Origin of the sequence: Brevibacterium aurantiacum, assembly GCF_007558825.1 — a bacterium.
In the GTDB taxonomy this organism is placed as follows: Bacteria; Actinomycetota; Actinomycetes; order Actinomycetales; family Brevibacteriaceae; genus Brevibacterium; species Brevibacterium aurantiacum_A.
The window spans coordinates 26,654-40,970 of the sequence record NZ_VLTK01000019.1; the positions used below are offsets into that span (position 1 = coordinate 26,654).

At 59.9% G+C, this 14,317-nt stretch carries 12 protein-coding genes; 5 read left to right on the forward strand and 7 right to left on the reverse strand.

The features are described 5' to 3' along the window. Positions 1-108: 108 nt before the first annotated feature. Both tagD and FO013_RS20535 read right to left on the reverse strand, forming a co-directional pair. Positions 109-498 carry a glycerol-3-phosphate cytidylyltransferase gene (gene tagD / locus FO013_RS20530; RefSeq protein WP_092106519.1) on the reverse strand — a complete coding sequence of 130 codons (390 nt, stop codon included), beginning with the start codon at positions 496-498 and terminating at the stop codon, positions 109-111. 161 nt (positions 499-659) lie between these two features. Continuing rightward, a complete protein-coding gene (locus FO013_RS20535; protein WP_143924420.1) occupies positions 660-1,922 on the reverse strand; it encodes a CDP-glycerol glycerophosphotransferase family protein in 1,263 nt (420 codons plus the stop codon). Positions 1,923-2,079: 157 nt separating this feature from the next. Between FO013_RS20535 and FO013_RS20540 the strand changes: the two genes are divergently transcribed. From FO013_RS20540 to FO013_RS20555, 4 genes are all read left to right on the forward strand, one after another. Then, the gene (locus FO013_RS20540; protein WP_143924421.1) at positions 2,080-3,198 is read left to right on the forward strand and encodes a magnesium and cobalt transport protein CorA; all 1,119 of its coding nucleotides are present in this window, start codon (positions 2,080-2,082) and stop codon (positions 3,196-3,198) included. Between the two features lie 81 nt (positions 3,199-3,279). Then, positions 3,280-4,134, forward strand: a complete 855-nt coding sequence (locus FO013_RS20545) for a glycerophosphodiester phosphodiesterase (RefSeq protein ID WP_143924422.1) — start codon at positions 3,280-3,282, stop codon at positions 4,132-4,134. Positions 4,135-4,543: 409 nt separating this feature from the next. After that, positions 4,544-5,530 carry a malate dehydrogenase gene (locus FO013_RS20550; RefSeq protein ID WP_143924423.1) on the forward strand — a complete coding sequence of 329 codons (987 nt, stop codon included), beginning with the start codon at positions 4,544-4,546 and terminating at the stop codon, positions 5,528-5,530. A 61-nt stretch (positions 5,531-5,591) separates the two neighbouring features. Beyond that, positions 5,592-6,185 (forward strand): helix-turn-helix domain-containing protein, encoded by a 594-nt coding sequence (locus FO013_RS20555; protein WP_143924424.1) that lies wholly within the window; start codon positions 5,592-5,594, stop codon positions 6,183-6,185. Positions 6,186-6,212: 27 nt separating this feature from the next. On the opposite strand, the gene FO013_RS20560 is transcribed toward FO013_RS20555, so the two are convergent. After that, complete coding sequence (locus FO013_RS20560; RefSeq protein WP_143924425.1) at positions 6,213-6,629, reverse strand: ChaB family protein; 417 nt, start codon at positions 6,627-6,629, stop codon at positions 6,213-6,215. Between the two features lie 300 nt (positions 6,630-6,929). On the opposite strand from FO013_RS20560, the gene FO013_RS20565 reads away from it, so the two are divergent. Further along, the gene (locus FO013_RS20565; RefSeq protein WP_143924426.1) at positions 6,930-7,439 is read left to right on the forward strand and encodes a flavin reductase family protein; all 510 of its coding nucleotides are present in this window, start codon (positions 6,930-6,932) and stop codon (positions 7,437-7,439) included. Between the two features lie 68 nt (positions 7,440-7,507). Here FO013_RS20565 and FO013_RS20570 read toward each other — a convergent pair whose 3' ends face one another. The 4 genes from FO013_RS20570 to FO013_RS23055 form a co-directional block, all read right to left on the reverse strand. After that, a complete protein-coding gene (locus FO013_RS20570; protein ID WP_143924427.1) occupies positions 7,508-8,401 on the reverse strand; it encodes an SDR family oxidoreductase in 894 nt (297 codons plus the stop codon). Between the two features lie 202 nt (positions 8,402-8,603). After that, entirely contained in the window at positions 8,604-11,168 is a 2,565-nt protein-coding gene (locus FO013_RS20575; protein ID WP_143924428.1) for an ATP-dependent DNA ligase, read from the reverse strand. 727 nt (positions 11,169-11,895) lie between these two features. Further along, entirely contained in the window at positions 11,896-12,291 is a 396-nt protein-coding gene (locus FO013_RS20580; RefSeq protein WP_143924429.1) for a sugar porter family MFS transporter, read from the reverse strand. Positions 12,292-12,997: 706 nt separating this feature from the next. Beyond that, entirely contained in the window at positions 12,998-14,254 is a 1,257-nt protein-coding gene (locus FO013_RS23055) for an integrase catalytic domain-containing protein (protein WP_186293243.1), read from the reverse strand. Between the last annotated feature and the right edge of the window lie 63 nt (positions 14,255-14,317).

Sequence of the window (14,317 nt, forward strand, 5' to 3'; positions counted from 1 at the left end):
CTCTGCTTCAAGGCAAGTGTTTAGTGTTGTGAGGCATTCTACTTTCACCACATCTGATGCCCGTGAGAATGCACAAGGGTGAAACGAATAGGGGTGGCAACCAAGCAGTCAGGACTTGCCGAGCTCCGTCTTGATCCGAGTAGTTGAAATTTCGGGAGTGCGGGGCAGGTACACGACCTCGCATTTATCTTTGAGGAAGTCGAACTTGCCTTCCCAGTCATCGCCCATCACAAAGGTGTCGATATGGTATTTTTCGACGTCCGTGACCTTCTGCTCCCAATTGTCTTCCGGGATGACAAGATCAACGTAGCGAATTGCCTCGAGCATGTGCTTGCGTTCCGCGTAAGAGAAGTAGGACTTCTTATCCTTGCCGGCATTGAACTCGTCACTAGAGAGTGCAACCACCAGATAGTCACCTTGTTCTTTGCACCGCTGCAGCAAACGGATGTGACCGTAATGGAGCAGGTCGAAGGTGCCATATGTAATGACTCGGCGCATCAGTCCTCTTTTCAAACGTCCAGGAGAGCACAGGCCAGAACTTCTGGACACAGGTACCCAAAGAATTTCATCGCAACTTTACCATTTTGTTACCTGAGGGCTGAACTCAACACCCTCCGACGGTCAACCACGGGTCGGCGCTCGTGTATTCAGTCTGCCACTCACAAGCTGCCAGAAAGGCTGGTATCGCGTTCGACTATGACTTGTTTGGCAGCCGAAATGAATCGGTTGACTTGCGCTCCCTGGACGGTTGAGCCCAGATAGTGCTCACACAGTCGCGCAGCCGTCTCGACAGAATCGGTCTGATCGGACAACAGCTCGATGAGGCTATCTTCTGAACCCTTGCCGATAGTGGGAGTGCGATCGAGCAGGCCGCCAGGCAGCACCATGGAGTCCGAATGACAGGGCTTGATCATCACCAGCGGCTTGCTGGTCGACAGCCAGTCAAAGGCCACAGATGACATCTCGACCAGTGCCCGATCGGCTTCATCGAACTGCCACGAAACGTCTGACGTGAGATCCATAAATCCCCTCGGAGCCGCCTCGATGATCGAACGGACTTCGTCCAACGCTCTTTTGAACTTGCGGTCGCGCACTCCCGTACGCGGATGCGGGCGGAAGATCACACGATATCCCGCAGCCAGCATGGCGGAGACGAGCATGGCCCCGTTGTCAGCAAGTGTGCCATAGGCCATCGATGGTGAATCGCCTTCCCACGTTGGCGCATAGAACACGGTCATTCCTGCAGGAGCTTCGGCGTCGAACTCACGCCATGCCTGGGCGATCTCACGCGGGCGGTCAAGTTGGGGACGACCGACATCGAGTAAACGCTCCGAGTCCATCCCCACTAGGGTGTGCTCAATTCTCTCCCTAGCCGCTTCCCCCGCGGTGAAAACATAATCGTAGGCTTTGAGCTGGTTGGAGATCATCGAGATCTTCTCGCTCTCACCGTGGCTGAGATGCACGTGGGCCGGGTTCGGATAACGCAAGGCCTGAAAATTCGGAGTTGACTGATTGACATAGAAGACGGTCCTCAACGACGAGGACGTCATGAACTCGTCAAGGCCCTTCGTGAGACGCGAGAACCGAACCGGGAGATGGGTGACATTCCTCAAGTGCTTCGCCACCATTGGGCTGCGAACGATGATTCCAAATGGTTGCTCACCGTGGCCTGATCGCTTCATTTCGGCCTCCAGCTGCTCGAATGGCCAGAGCCACTGTTCAAGCTGATACACCGAGTCCATCCCGACGCCGAAGTACGCAGCGGCAATGAACTCGTCCGTGTCCTGAGGATAGAAGTCAGCGGAGAGCCTCGACTCGTGAATGCGGTCGCGGAACTTTCGCGCTCCAAGCTTGGCCGCTGACTGGGCGAAATTAGCGCCTTTGACCGCTTGATGCGACAGGTCTTCCGGGAGATTGGTCATAGGACTATTGTGCACGTGCAGATTCGAAGACCCTGAACCGACTCTCCTTTTTTGCACAACACGACTTGACATTATGATCGGTCGAGCTGAGTGAAGAGCTGTGCTCACTTCCTCGTCCTCGACTACGTTTGAGTCTTAGTCGACCGAAAGATCCACCATGGCACGAGCACACAGACACAAGTCCGAACCGATCTCCAAGCGCAGGCGCAGCACTGTTGCCTTAAGCGAATCTGAGAAGCCGGTACTGCTCAGTCGCCGGATCGTCGACAGCGAGCCCGGCGAGCTGTCGGCCTCGTCGACCTTCGCCGAAGCTCTTGCCCAGAAGCCGACAGATCACTCCCCCAGTCCTGCATCATTTACGCAGGTCGTCGTCCCCAAGTCCACGCCGGAGCTTCTCGCCGAAATCGCCTCGGTGTGGGAGCTGCACCCGGTCCTCGTCGAGGACCTATTCCATGCAAACCAACGTCCCAAGATCGATCGCTACGACGATGTTCTCTTCGTCGTCCTCAAATCCGCGGTCTACATCGACTCGGCCGAGGAGGTCGAGTTCAAGGAATTCCACCTGCTCATGAAGGACGATGTTCTCGTCATCATCTGCCAGGACGATCGATTCATCGACGGATCACCCATCCCACAACGGATTGAAGACATGGATGACTATTTCGGGGATGAGAAACACCAGTGGGCCTCGGACAGGGAGCTTCTATCTTTGGGCCCCGAGGCGCTCGTCTACCGATTGCTCGACACCGCAGTCGACACCTATTTCCCTGTCTTGGATGGCTTGCAGGACGACAAAGACGGAATCGAACGACAGGTCTTCAGCGGAGACACCGCGGCAGCGGAACGGATCTACCTGCTCAGCCAAGAGGTCATCGATGTCCTCCACACGACGACGCACCTCAACCGCCTCACCCAGAGACTGGGCAACGGTGCCGCCAAATATTCGATACCAACCGAGCTGCAGGCCTACCTCGACGACGTCACCGACCATCTGACTCGGGTCCTCGCCGAGGCAGCCGAACTGCGCGAAGCACTGTCACAGATCCTCAACGTCAACTCCACCCTGGTAGCCCAGCGCCAGAACGAAGACATGAAGAAGATCTCAGGATGGGCCGCGATTCTCTTTGCTCCCACCCTGATCGGAGCGATCTACGGCATGAACTTCGACGATATGCCGGAACTGCATTGGGCCTTCGGCTATCCCATGGCACTCGGACTGATGGTAGGACTAGGCGTAGTTCTTTACATCGTATTCAAGGTGAAGAAGTGGATGTGATGTTACTCGTTCTTCTCCCCTAGGCTCCTTGTTCATTCCTGAGTCGTCGGGAGATCATTTGGCGGCCGTAGCGTCGCCGAGGTGAATACACACCCAGCGAAACTCATCCGTCCCCGTTCGTCAGCGATCCTCGCGACCGCCGCTCTCACCCTCACCGCAGCACTCGGCTCCGGAGCCGCCCCAGCCTGCGCGAACGGTCTCGACTCGTCACCGGGATCCGACTTCGCCGCACCGGACAAGGTCTCCGAAATCGAATTTCCCGTCACGGTCTCTCACCGCGGCGGCGCCGACGTCTATCCGGAAGAGTCCATGGAAGGATTCACCGCCTCGGCGAAGGATGGATTCCTGCCCGAGATGGACATTCAGTTCCTCGAAGACGGCACCCCGGTCCTCATCCACGACGACACAGCCGATCGCACCCTCAACGGTGTCAGTGGACCGATCCGCGATCTCAGCCTCGAGGAATGGGACGCCGCGACCATCAAGCACCCACAAGGCGGAGAGCCGGCGCAGACGGTCACCCTCGATGAGGCACTCGACGAACTCGGCGGGGAGGTCGTCATGGTTCCCGAGATCAAGCCAGGAGCCACCTCGGCGGAGGTCGATCAGGTTCTCGACGTCTTCGACGAACGCGGACTCAAGGACTCACTCGTCGTCCAGTCCTTCGATTTCGAAGCGGCGAAGACAATCGCGCAGCGCGGATACACCTCGCTCTACCTCACAGGCGCAACGCTGCCGACGGAATCGTTCGACGAGATCTCCGATGCCGGCATCGAATGGGTCGGACCCAGCAAGAATCTGCCGACCCGAGACCTGCGCAAACTCGACAAGGCAGGCTTCCACGTTGCGCCCTATACCCTCGCGACGTCGAAGGACGGGCACCGCCTGCCCGGCTGGATCGACGGCTATTTCACCGACGACGCCTGGACGAACTAGCGGGCGATGCCCCGAACCAGAGGGCAACGTATTCGGCCTCGGAAAGTCAGCAGAGTTCTGACGACTGTCCGAGGCCGAACTCGTGAGGCCCGGGCCACCGGATGACCGCAACCTGAGTGCGCGGAGACACAATGTGACGCGCTCCTGATGTCCCGCGGTGGCCAACCGATAGAATCGGCTGGTCACATACTTCTCTCCTGAGGAGTTGCAGTGACGTCCAACGCAGCGATGCCGCACAAGCGACCTTGACGGGCCTCAACAAGGAAGTCGACTCCTCGTCATGCCGCTCGGCCTCCTCTTCACCCAAGTGACCTGACGGCGTATTCACCGATGAAGAACGCCGTTGCACACGAGAAGAAAGCCTGCATCGCCTGCGGCAAACTCCCGTTACAGGTAAGGAGCACAATCGATGAATACCCCCATCAAAGTCGCCGTCACCGGTGCGGCCGGTCAGATCGGCTACAGTCTTCTCTTCCGCATTGCCAGCGGCGCTCTCTTCGGCCCGCAAACTCCAGTTCAGCTGCGCTTGCTGGAAATAACCCCAGCACTGACCGCCCTCGAAGGCGTGGTCATGGAACTCGAGGACTGTGCCTTTCCCACTCTCGACTCGGTTGAGATCGGCGATTCAGCTGAGCACATCTTCGACGGCGTCAACCTCGCCCTGCTCGTCGGCGCTCGCCCCAGGTCTCAGGGCATGGAGCGCAGCGACCTCCTTGAGGCCAATGGTGCGATCTTCACCGCTCAGGGCAAGGCCCTCAACTCAGTCGCCGCCGACGATGTCCGCATCGGCGTCACCGGGAATCCGGCCAATACCAATGCGCTGATCGCCATGCACAACGCGCCCGACATCCCCGCCGACCGTTTCAGCGCGCTGACCCGCTTGGACCACAACCGCGCCCTAGCACAGCTGGCCAAAAAGGCCGCAGTATCGGTCGCCGACATATCCAGAATGACGATCTGGGGCAACCACTCAGCCACCCAGTATCCCGACATCTACCACGCAGAGATCGGCGGGGTGAACGCCGCCGAGGTCATCGGCGACCAAACCTGGATCGAGAACGATCTCATCCCCACCGTTGCCGGGCGCGGTGCCGCCATCATCGAGGCGCGTGGATCCTCCTCCGCGGCCTCGGCTGCCGCGGCGACGATCGACGCCGCCCACGACTGGCTGCACGGCACGCCCGAAGGCGACTGGGCCTCAATGGCTGTGGTCTCCGATGGCTCCTATGGGGTGCCTGAGGGGCTGATCTCCTCCTATCCCGTGACAACTTCGGGCGGGAACTGGGAGATCGTGCAGGGGCTGGAGATCAACGACTTCAGCCGCCGGATGATCGACGCCACCACGGCAGAGCTCGCCGAGGAGCGTGAGACGGTGACCGGTCTCGGTCTGATCTGAGATCGCGTCGGCTGGGTGCTGATATTCTCAGCCTCAGATGACCCTGTGACCGAAGGTATCCATGAGCACCGAGAATGTCTCGCCGAACGCGGCTGATCCCAGTGTGGAGTACATGGGTGCGCTCATCCACCAGTTGCGGGAATCGGCGGGGATGACCCTGACCGACCTCAGCCGCGTCGCCGGGGTGAGCCAGGGATTGCTGAGCCAGATCGAACGCGGTCGTGGCAATCCTGCATATCTCACGCTCCTCAAGATCGCGAAGGCCTTCGATGTGCCCGTCGGCCGGTTCTTCACCCAGGGTGAGGAACCGGCCGACAATCGCGTGGTCCGCGCCGACAAGCGTCGTCAGCTGCAGGTCACCGATCGCGGACTCGTCTACGAGCTGCTGACGCCGACGATGAACGGCGCGCTGCTGGTCCTCAAAGTGCGGGTCCCATCGGGGTACTCCAACGAGTCGGTGCCCTTCAACCATCACCGCGCCGAAGAGTGCCTGTTCGTCCTCGAGGGAACCTGCTATTTCCAGGTCGGCGATGACGGATACACGCTGGCAGCCGGTGACAGCATCACCTATTGGGGCGATCAGCCGCACTGGTTCCGTGTCCTCGGTGACGCCGAGGCGGTCCTCATCGCCACGATGACTCCCCCGGTGTTCTGAGGTCCGATTCCAGGGGTGGGCGAGACTTCAGTCGCTCTTCTTCGTTCGCCGGCTGCTCTCACGTTCGAGTGCCTCGACGAGTTCCTTCTTGGTCATCGACGAACGTCCTGGGATCTTCAGCTTGCTCGCCTGCTGGTACAGGTGGTCCTTCGTCGCATTCGCGTCCACCCCACCAGCGGTCGAGCGATCGGTATTCTTCCCGCCCTTGGCTTGGGCATCTGATGGCCCCGGTGAGGATTTCGGTTCCCATCTGTCACCGACCTTTTCATGAGTGTGCTTGAGCGCATCGTAGGCTACCTGGTGAGCGCGCTCTTCGTCGCCGTACTCCTCCATTGCGGAATCGTAGGTCTTGGCGAAAGTCCGCTGAGCTTTGGCATCCGAATGTCGCAAAGTTGCTGGAAGCTCTGACTTCTTCGGGACTCCTGAACTGCTCATCTTCGGCATGGTGACCACATCTCCTCACGAACGCGAACGTCACGGTTATCCCGACGGTAACGCAGATCACCCTCGCATGTCAGGAACCGTGCCGCATATCGCCTGCGTCGATATCGCTTCGCAGACATATCGCTGGTGGTCTGTGCCCGGCGGAGACGCCTTGAACCAGTGCCCCTTGTCCGCTGTCGGACAGGGGCGTACGTTTGACGCACGAGGACAGTGGTGCGCACGGGTGCCTGCGCACCGGCGCAGGAACGGCAGCCGAACTCGGCTCAACGCTGCACCGCCGTGTTGCAGAGAGGAACCGTCATGGATGAGGAGACGTTCGACAACCTGATGGTCTCCGCCGATGCCGGTCTGATCGTGGTGACCACCTCCGCCGAGGGCGAATGGGCTGGCTGCCTGGTGGGTTTCCACTCGCAGGCGAGCATGTCTCCTCAGCAGTACGGTTTCTGGCTGTCGAAGGCCAATCACACCTACCAGGTGAGCCTACGGTCCACTCATTTCGCGGTTCACTTCCTCACTGCCGAGGATCTCGCCATGGCGCAGCGCTTCGGTGCCCGATCTGGTGAGGACACCGACAAGTTCCGCGGACTCGATGTTCACCTCGCCGAGCAGGGAGTGCCGTTGCTCAGTACTCTGCCGAACCGGGTGATCGTTGAGCGCATCACCATGCTCGACGATGGAGGAGACCACGTCGCCATCACCGCTCGTGTGATCTCAAGCGAGACCAGCGGGCCCTTTGCGCCTCTGCGCCTGTCCCACATCGGCGACCTGCCTGCGGGCCGTGACAATGCCGAACGGGCAATTCAGCCCTGATGCCCTCAACGGTCCGGTTGCAGAGGCAGCCTGCATCACGACAGGGCCGATTCCCGCTTCAGACACTGTCAGGGCGTGGGCTGGCCCCCATTGACGTTGAGGGTCTCACCCAGGACGTAACTCGATTCCGCCGAGGTGAGGAACACATAAGCCGGCGCGAGTTCCGTCGGCTGACCGGCTCGCCCCAAGGGAGTGTTCTTCCCGAAATGGGGCAGTGCTTCCTTCGGCTGACCATCAGAGACCTGCAGGGGCGTCCAGATCGGGCCGGGTGCGACCGCGTTGACTCGGATGCCGCGTGGAGCCAGTTGAGTGGCCAGTCCTTTGGTGAAGTTGTTGATCGCAGCTTTAGTCGACGCATAGTCCAGCAGGTGGGTCGACGGAGAATATGCTTGCACGGACGTCGAGTTCACAATCGTTGCGCCGGCGGGCAGATAACCCACGGCTGTCTTCGTCACTCGGAACATGGCGCGAATGTTGGTCTCGAAGGTGGAGCCCCACTGCTCGTCGGACAGATCTTCGATCTCTTCGACTGCAATCTGTCGTCCGGCGTTATTCACCAGGGCGTCGAGTCCACCCAACCCATCTGCCGCATCATGGACCACCTGCTGGCAGTAGTCAGGATCAGACAGGTCACCGGGCAGCGGGACCGCTGTGCCGCCGGCCTCGCGGATGACGTCGCAGACATGGCGTGCGTCCTCCTCCTCGGCAGGCAGGTAGGACAGGGCGACATCTGCTCCTTCTCGGGCGAAGGCGATAGCGACTGCCGAGCCGATGCCGGAATCAGCCCCGGTGATCAGCGCCTTGCGCCCCTTGAGCCGACCGGTGCCGCGATAGCTCTGCTCACCACGGTCTGTCCCTGGAATCAGTTCGACGTCGAGGCCCGGCTCAGGCTGATCTTGTTTGGGTGGGGAGATGTCTGGAAATCGTGTCACCGGATCTTGGAAGGTCAGTTGGTCGCTCATGCGCTTGATCCCCTTTCGGCTGATCCCGCTTACGCAAGGATCAGACTCGTTTCGGTCTCGATCAGCACGGTGCTCCAGGAAGCTTCAGCACCGCCCAGTGTCGCCACGGTAACAGTCTCCCGGGAGTCTCGTAACCCCCATTGTGTAACCCCCGTTGTGACCGACGTGGTCTGCGGGGGATCATGCTCGAGCTCCTCCTGACTCAGGCGGTCACCTCATCGGAGTCGATGTCGTCTCGGAGCCCGCGCCATACGGGATGACGCAGCCGACCGGCCTCGGTGATTCCTCCGTATTGGACCTCCCCGACGAGGCTGGGCCGCACCCAGTTCGCATCACGTGACTCGGCGGCAGGAACCTCCAGTGAAGGTGTCTTCCGACTCAGACGATCGAGCTGTGCCCGCAGAGCCTTCAACTGGTAGTCATCGAAGCCGGTGCCCACACGACCCAGATAGACCAGACCGTCCTGATCGTGGGCCGCCAGCAGCAGCGAAGAGAAGGTCTCGGAACGCTCCCCCTTGCCGGTGCGCCACCCGACGATGATCACGTCTCGGGTCGAGGAATGTTTGAGCTTCGCCCACGTCCGAGTTCGACGGCCCGGAAGATAGGTGCTGCCGATCTGCTTCGCCATGACTCCTTCGAGGTGGAGTTCACGACTGGCCTCCATCGCCTCGTCCACGGTTCCTTCGAAGGCTGCCGGCACATGGACGTACTCACCCTCGGTGACCACATCATGGAGACGTTCGCGTCGTTCGAGATACGGGGTCTTCAGCAAGGAAATGCCGTCAACGTTCAACACGTCGAAGACCATCAGGTACACCGGTGTGCGCTCTCGTTCACGCTCGATGTCGCTCTCACGCGTCAGTCCCATTCTGCGCTGCAGCCGCCCGAAGTCGGGGCGACTGCCCGGGCCCAGAGCGACGATCTCTGCGTCAAGGACGCAATCACCGTCCACACAGTCGGCGAGCTCGATGAGTTCGGGGTAGGCCTTCGTCATATCGTGACCATTGCGGCTGGTCAGCGCGATCGACCCGGACGAATCATCGGTTCCGGCACGCACGGAGGCGAGCGCACGGATGCCGTCCCACTTCATTTCGAATGCCCAGTCGTCGGACTGTCGGCGCACGGAGCGAAGGCTTCCGATACTGGCCAGCATCGGTGTCATGTCAGTGGGCTGAACATCTGTGGAACCGCTGCGTTCGGGGCCTGTGGGCCCGTTTCGCTGGGAATCGGTGTGCGCAGTCGAAGGACCGCCCCGCCGTGGCGGCTTCGTGGATGAGTCTTTGGTCAGGTGGATCATCCAATTCTTCTCAGGTTCCTTGTTCGGCCCGTGCTCGCCGGTATTGAACAGTGCGAATCGTCGTTCTCCCCCGAGCCCGCCGTATTCGGCCCCATGGAGAACAGCGATGATCTCGCGGCCGTCTTTCCATTTCTCGAGTTCGTAGGTCCCGGAGTCCCAGATCGTGACCTCCCCTGCGCCGTATTGCCCTTTCTCGATCGTGCCTTTGAAGCGGACGTATTCAAGAGGGTGATCCTCAGTCTGGATGGCCAGATGATCGTGCTTCGGGTCGGTGGGCGGTCCTTTCGGCAGTGCCCACGAGACCAACACACCCTCGTGTTCGAGTCGGAAGTCCCAGTGCAGGGTGCTGGCGTGATGTTCCTGGATCACGAAGGACAGCTCGTCCCCGCTGGTGCCGTGGCTTTCGGGCACCGGTTCTCTGGTGTGCTTCGGATCACGCTTGGATCGGTAGGTGTCCAGGCGGTCGCGGGGCGCCTTCGATGAGTTCGACGATTCCTTCGTCGAAGCAGGTGAGGGCCGCGCCGAGGTGGGTGCTGGATCTGCGGAATCGCCTGCAGTCTTCGCCAACGGTTCGAGCAGATCGCCGAGGTCGTCGATCCGCGCAAGGACCTCCTCAAAGTGCAGCTGGTCGACAGCAGCCGGGTCGTCGAGTTCGTCCCAGGTTCGCGGTGCCGCGACGGTGGGAGTGAACCGGCCGCGCAGCGAGTAGGGAGCCACTGTCGTCTTCGCCGCTGAGTTCTGGGACCAGTCGATGAGCACCTTGTTCTCTCGCAGCGTCTTCTTCATGGCTGAGACGACGAGATCCTGATGATCGGCTTCGAGGCTGCGCGCCAACTCATGGGCGACGTCGGAGATCTGCTGGCTGGAGGCTGATCCATCGAGCGGTGCATAGAGATGGATCCCCTTCGAACCGCTGGTCACCGGATAGACGTCGAGATCCATCCCAGTCAGCAGCTCCCTCACCAACTGTGCAACCTCGATGCAGTCGGCCAGTTCACGTCCCGGACCGGGGTCGAGATCGAACACCATTCGATCAGGATGCCTTGTCGTCGAGTCGATGGTGCCAGGGTCGGACGATCCCTTCGCGACCTGCCATTGGGGGATGTGGATCTCGAGCGAGGCCATCTGGGCAAGGTAGGTCAATGTCGCACGGTCCTGGACCAGCGGGTACCTTTTGGATCCGGTGGAATGACGGATGGAACGGGAGGTGATCCACGATGGTGCGGATTCGGGGAGGTTCTTCTCAAAGAACACGTCACCCGGTTTCTTCTGGGTGCCGACACCGTCGACCCAGCGTTTGCGGGTGGCGATGCGATCATGGGCGTGCCGGATCAGGTGCTCAGAGATGCGAGCGTAGTAGTCGAGCACCTCACCTTTGGTCGTGCCCGTCTCCGGATAGAAGACCTTATCAAGATTGGTCACCGTCAACCGATGCCCGTCGACGGTGACCTTCTGCTCCTTGCGTGACATGGACACCTCCTGTGGTCTGTACGCTACTCGCTTGCAACGACGGAGACGAGGAAAAGGGCAGAACGACCTCGGCGATGGAGCCCCGCGAAGACGGCCCGCATTGCAGGAGCGAGCGATCCCATGGGGCGGACCATGGGGGCGTAATGCCTCACGTCAATATGCCCGCGAACAGTTTCCGGTGNGCCCTTCCATCGCACAGTGGCGGTGCAGGCGCTATATGGTCCCGGCATGTCCTGGTAAGTTTCGAGGATGAGCGATCAGCAGCACCAGAGTTGGCAAAGAGGCGACCATATTTAAGGGCGCACTGCCGAAGACGCAGCTGTCTTCTAGGCTGGTCGATAGCAACCTTGTACCGTCATCGGCAAGCCTCCAGAACTCACGACCCTCTGGCCCAGTCGAAGTGAGATGGTAGAGCCAGGCGCATCCCCGTCATCCGCAGGGAACGGACGCCATTGTGCGGTGAACAATCACCGCCGTTCAACGCTAAAGCTCACACCACATGTCTCTGACACGGACGATGTGTCAATTCCCGTTAGAGGACCGCACCTGGTTGCGGTACACGTTTGTGAGACAGTGCAGACGCACTGTCACGATGAAACACAACGGTGGAGATGGGACGTCGCGGAAACGTTCGTTTCTGCACCGCTCATGACTGGGGTCGACGGACTGCCACCTCGGGGCGGCCATGGTCTCAGCTACCTGCGGCGGTGCGAGGACCGACCAAGGCTCACGCTGCGTCGACAGTTCCGGATGATTGGCTCGAGGGGTAATCCGGAAACGCTTCCATGAGGTGTCGCACCACGGACAATACCCCGACCATGAACAGCCCGCCGATAAGCCAAATCGTGCCATTGCTTCCAGCAAGAGCGCTGTAAAACGCGATGTTCAGAATCAATGCCAGTGTCATCGGCTGATGACTTCTCTCCCTGCGGCCAACCCAAATTAAGACGCAGCTGACAACAAGCACACCGACCAGAGCAGAATAGAAGATGATCGATTGACCGGGGTCGGCCAGAACACCAAGTACAACACCGAGGACTGCGGAAACAACGTCCGAATTCGCGTTGCGCAGTGATCGCAGGACCTTCTGCTTTCGACTCTCGCCTCGAGATTTTCCACGCATAACGATCCCCTTCTCGTTGACTAGCTATGCAGTCTCGATTTCCACCCTAGTCGACGTTCTACCTGGTTTGATATGGCAGACAGTCGTTTCCTGCCGATGCTTTTGGCAGCGAGCCTCATCGGCAATAGACGAATCACTGGCGCAACCGGTGGAGGACTTGATCAGGCTCAGCCGGATTGACTCGGTCCATCGAAATCTGGGCAGCTATGAAGCCGAGCCCCCTGGCCGAGTCTTCCGACTCAACGCCTGCGTGGCGACTGACGGCTGGGGTGTGAGCTTCAGCGCTATTTGGCGGCAGGTTTTGAACAGCCATTGGCGGGCGTTTGTCTTCTCTGAACAGGGTCCAAGATCCGCCGAGATGGGTAATCTGGTGTGACATCTTTCAAGGGAGAGCCATGAGCCAGAGGGAAGCAAGCCACCGCCGCATAGCGGTGAGACAACACCGCCATTCACCCTTGAATCTCACAACCATGACCCCATCGTCGTCGTGTCCGTGTTCCCGGGTCAAGAGTTTCGCGGGGAAATTTATGTGAGGCACGACCCCTGGCTACGCGGGGACTATCTATGAGTCTCGTCGAGGACCGTAATGCCTCACGTCAATATGCCCGCGAACAGTTTCCGGTGCCTCATATAGATTTGCCCGCGTAATCTACCCAGTCTTGACTCGTACACCCTTGCGNGCCTCATATAGATTTGCCCGCGTAATCTACCCAGTCTTGACTCGTACACCCTTGCGCACATCCGGTAGGGCTGACGGGAACGAGGCCAGGTACAGTTGCTCGGTCTTCTTACTCGATAACACCAGCAACCGGTCCTGGATCCTAGCAATTTCAGCAGCGATCTTCGCCGGGTTGAGACCATCTCGATACGCTGTCATTTCCTTCACCTGCTGCGGGGACAAAACACCGGCGTCGAGGAGCCGGTCGAAGGGTGTCCGGGGAGCATCGTAGACACGTTTGCGTCGCCCATTGCGCGTCGACCCATACCCTGTGGGTTTGATCGTGGGCATCAGATAGTTCACTCGATCGTTGACTAAGTGCCAGAGCCGGTTGAGTGCTCGTCTTTCCAGGTCAGTGTCGTAACGGTAGTAGAACCCGTACCGGCGCACGACGTGGTTGTTCTTCGACTCGATCGTGGCCTGATCGTTCTTCTTATACGGTCGCGACCGCGTGAAATAGATACCCCTCGACCCGGCCCACTCGATGACGTACTGATTGAGGAATTCCGACCCGTTATCGAAGTCCAGTCCAGTGATCTCAAACGGAATCTCACGAGCTGCGGTCTTCAACCCGGTCAGAATGTGAGTGTGCGCGTTGTTGCGCACAGTGCGAGTAAACGTCCATCCCGTGTGGAAGTCGGTGAGGTTGAGGGTGCGTGCGAATTCCCCGGACTCGACGGGGCCGCAGTGGGCGACGGTGTCGCCTTCGAAGAAGCCGGGTTCGTCTTCGATGTCGTCACCGGCGCGGCGGATCGTGATCGTTGAACGCAACAGGCACCCGGGTTTCGTCGTCGAGATCCCACAGATGGCGTCCTTGGCGCGGGTGGGTCCCAGGTAGCGGTCGATTGTGGCCGGGCTCATCGCTAAGAGTTCCTTGCGCACTGTCGTGGTGTAGCGGTCGACCCCGGGAGTGAGTTCGCCGTGGGCTTCGAGTAGGTCAAGGAGGATGCGCATCGTGGCGTGAAGGTATTTGCCGCACTGGCCGCCCGAGATCGCCCAGACACGCTGAAGGACCTTGACTGCGTCGTAGGAGTATTTCCTGGCCCGGGGCTTCCGGGGCTGTTTCGTCACCTGTCTGCCTGGTCCTGGCGGGTGCTTGGCTGCCTGGGTCAATCGCCGTCGAGCATTGTCGCGAGTCCAGCCGGTCACCGCGACGACCTCGTTGAGAACAGCCCCTTTGTTCTTCTTCGAGGCCTTCTTGTATTGCCTGGCGTATTTCGTGGTGATCTCGGTGCGAGTCGCCATCGACAGTTCACTCCCCATAGCTTCCGAGGGTCCACCATTTCGCGGGCAAAAGTATATGAGGCA